We start from the raw sequence: 1,806 nt of genomic DNA, 5'->3' as shown, positions 1-1,806 counted from the left end.
ACTGGGCGCTGGCGGTCACCGGCGTGGCCGGCCCCACCGGCGGCAGCGCCGACAAGCCGGTAGGCACGGTCTGGCTGGCCCTGGCCCGCGCCGGTGCGCCGCCCCGGGTCTGGCGCGAACTCTTTCCCGGCGACCGCCATGCGGTGCGCGCGGCCACGTTGCGCTCGGGCCTGCTGGCCTTGTGCGAGGCGCTTGAAGACAAGGATTCTTGATGAGTGTGTTGTTGATCGGTAGCTGGGACGCTGCGGAGCGCGAGCCGTGGCTGGGCTTGCTGCAGGAGGCCTTGCCGGATGAGACCTGGCGCCTGGCGCCTCACGCGGATGTCGAGATCGCCATCGTCGCGAACCCGCCGCCCGGCAGCCTGCAGGGCCTGCCGCAGCTGGGCCTAATCCAGTCGCTGTGGGCGGGGGTCGACCGGCTGATGCAAGACCCGACCCTGCCCGAGGGCGTGCCGCTGGCCCGCATGGTGGACCCTGCGATGAACGAGGCGATGGCGCAGACGGCGCTCTGGGCCGTGCTGGGCCTGCACCGGTATTTCTTCGAGGTCCAGGCGCAGCAGCGCGAGGGCCTGTGGCGCCAGCCCGAGCAGCGCCGCGCGGCCGAGTGGCGGGTGCTGGTGCTGGGCCTGGGCGAGCTGGGCGGGCGCGTCGCGCGCACCCTGCAGGCCCAGGGCTATGCGGTGGCCGGCTACAGCACGCGGCCGCCCGAGCTGCCAGGCATCGCCTGCGTGCATGGCGAAGCGGCGCTGGCGGCCGAGCTGGGCCGCGCCGACACGGTGATCAATCTGCTGCCGCTGACGCCGGCCACGCGGGGCTTCTTCGACGCGGCGCGGCTGGCCCAGTTCAAACCCGAGGCCAGCCTGGTCAATCTGGCGCGCGGCGCCCATGTGGTCGAGGCCGATCTGCTGGCCGCGCTGGACGGCGGGCGGCTGCGCCATGCGGTGCTCGATGTGTTCCAGGTCGAGCCGCTGCCGGCCGACCATGCCTTCTGGTGCCATCCGCGCGTCACGGTGCTGCCGCACACGGCGNGCGGTGCTCGATGTGTTCCAGGTCGAGCCGCTGCCGGCCGACCATGCCTTCTGGTGCCATCCGCGCGTCACGGTGCTGCCGCACACGGCGGCGCAGACCGATGCGCGCAGCGCGGTGGCCGTGGTGGCGGCGAATCTGCGGGCCTGGCGGGCCGGCGCGCCGCTGGCGCACCGGGTCGAGCGCCGGCGCGGCTACTGATTCGGGGGGCAGCGCGCGCGGCGCGCCTGGGTTAGCCTAGGCGCATGGGTGAGCACCGGCTGGACACGATCGCGATGTTTGCGCTCGATGAGCAGGTGCAGCGCTGTGAAGCGCTGTTGCAGGCCACGCCCGACGATGCCGAGCTGCGGCTGTGGCTGGCCTGGTCGCTGCGCCAGCGCGACAGCACGCGGGCGCTGACCTTGGCACGGGGCCTGCGCGAGGCCTGGCCCGAGGGCGCGCCGGCGCAGGCGCGCCGCCTGCTGGTGGAGGCCGAATGCCTGCTGCTGGAGGGCCGGCTCGACGAGTCCGAAGCCCTGCTGAGCGAGGCGCTGCGCCGCTTCGAGGCCTGCGCCGATGCGCGCGGCTGTGCCGATGCCCACTGGCTGGCCTATTACCTGGCGGCCGACCGGGGTGACGGGCCGGCGCTGCAGGCCAGCCTGCAGCGGGCCATCCTCCATGCCCGCGCCTGCGGCGACGCGCTGCGCCTGCTGATGATGGAGGCCAGCCTGGCACGCGCCGAGGTGATGCGCGACGCGGCGGCGGCCGAGCGCGACTGGGCCCAGCGCCTGCCGGCCGCATC

General features: G+C 74.3%; 2 protein-coding genes and 1 pseudogene. All 3 read left to right on the top strand.

Features of this window, described 5'->3' with window-relative positions:
- A partial coding sequence (locus PO768_RS28725; protein WP_272648781.1) for a CinA family protein occupies positions 1-212 on the top strand: 212 nt, incomplete at its 5' end.
- Positions 212-1,261: an NAD(P)-dependent oxidoreductase gene (locus PO768_RS29235; RefSeq protein ID WP_442953322.1), complete on the top strand. Its 1,050-nt coding sequence runs from the start codon at positions 212-214 to the stop codon at positions 1,259-1,261. The genes PO768_RS28725 and PO768_RS29235, both read left to right, overlap by 1 nt.
- A 9-nt stretch (positions 1,262-1,270) precedes the next feature.
- Positions 1,271-1,806 (top strand): annotated as a pseudogene (locus PO768_RS28710) (GGDEF domain-containing protein); the annotation flags it as partial.

The sequence above is a fragment of the Paucibacter sp. XJ19-41 genome (assembly GCF_028462495.1).
Classification (GTDB): Bacteria; Pseudomonadota; Gammaproteobacteria; order Burkholderiales; family Burkholderiaceae_C; genus Roseateles_E.
This window is presented reverse-complemented; position numbering and strand designations above follow the sequence as displayed.